This is a genomic window from Bacillus sp. JST-5 (assembly GCF_057747715.1).
Map to the genome: position 1 here is coordinate 1 of NZ_JBYLHW010000149.1, position 1,396 is coordinate 1,396.

Genomic DNA, 1,396 nt, shown 5'->3' on the forward strand with positions numbered 1-1,396 from the left:
TTACGACAAGATCAAAGTCTTCATCTTTAAAAGGGAGATTGGAAGCACTTGCCTTGAGAAAATCAATTCTATCAAAGACCCCTTCAATTCTCGCATTATGTTGGCACTTTACTTTCGAATATTCCCAATTACCTCCCCAATAATCAATCCCAGTTAATTTAGAATTAGGAAAAGCCTTTGCCAACTTTATTATTAACGATCCACTTCCTGTTCCGATATCAAGTACTCTTCCATTTCCATCCCACTCTACTTTACTAACTATTAAGTCATGAATTTTGGACTGATAATTCCCACCAAATGACGCAAATTGAAATACAGAATATAAAAGGATTATAACTTCCTCTTTTTAGAAGTTATATTAGTAATAATGTCTACTTCAACTTACTGACCCATAACAGTATGATAAACTATTTATTTTAAGACTTTCCAATCTTTATATATATCAGCATCTATACCTAAATTCTTTGTCTTTAACCATTTAAACGCTTTTAAGACCAAAGGTGAAGAATTTTCCAAAGAGACAGCGTTTTCGGTTACCCACACTGCTCCCAATGAGTCTTGTCCTTCAAATTGATCTGGTATTTTTATTTTCCCGCCAACTTTTTTTACTAAATAATAAACAGCAATATGATGAACATCAGTAAACTCATTCCATAACCAAGGTAGTTTAAAGTCTATAGCCCCAATATTCTCTTCAATTTCAATTTCAAGACCAGTTTCTTCAAGGAATTCTCTTTTTATTGCCTCTGATAAAGTTTCACCTTCTTTTAAACTTCCCCCGGGTAAGTCAAAACGATTTATATAAGGACCATCTTTTTTATTTATAACTAAGAGTTTTCCATCTTCTACATAAATCCCGTAAACTCCAAAAGCTCTATGATACCTCGTATTAGACATTTTGAGTTTATCCTCCTAATGGCGTTTTACTTCTTCAACAAAACTGCCCCATTAGTTGAATAAGCACCAGTATTTATTCAGCTAATTTATTTAACCCAAGTGTATCATAAGTTTCTAAATTCTGTACTAAAGAGCCCAAAACAGCCAGAGTAACAATCATGATTTGAATCATTTAGTCATACTGAAAGAATGGATTTATCTTTCCCATTTATGAAGAAAATATCAACTCAATAACTGATAAAAAAAAATCATGCAATTTTTATATTGCCTATTAATCAACCCGCATAATATAAGCATTTTTGGCAAATTTTCTTGTGTAAAAATTTGTTTAAAATCATCAGCTCATGTGTAAAATTTGTGTAAAACTTTATCGTTTATTATCGTTTTCTATCGTATCCCTGTAAAATGAAAAAAGTCCAAAAAAGTTGATGCATCAACATTTTTGGACTTTCGTGAATTTCTTATCTTCACTAAAATTTACATAAAGATACCGGTGGTC

Annotated in this window: 1 protein-coding gene and 1 pseudogene; both read right to left on the reverse strand. The window is 31.6% G+C overall.

Annotated features, from left to right (window positions below; all coding sequences use genetic code 11):
• Positions 1 to 331: pseudogene (locus AC3ASS_RS14265) on the reverse strand (class I SAM-dependent methyltransferase); the annotation flags it as partial.
• Positions 332 to 411: 80 nt separating this feature from the next.
• A complete protein-coding gene (locus AC3ASS_RS14270) occupies positions 412 to 897 on the reverse strand; it encodes an NUDIX hydrolase (RefSeq protein WP_488284157.1) in 486 nt (161 codons plus the stop codon).
• Positions 898 to 1,396 lie beyond the last annotated feature (499 nt).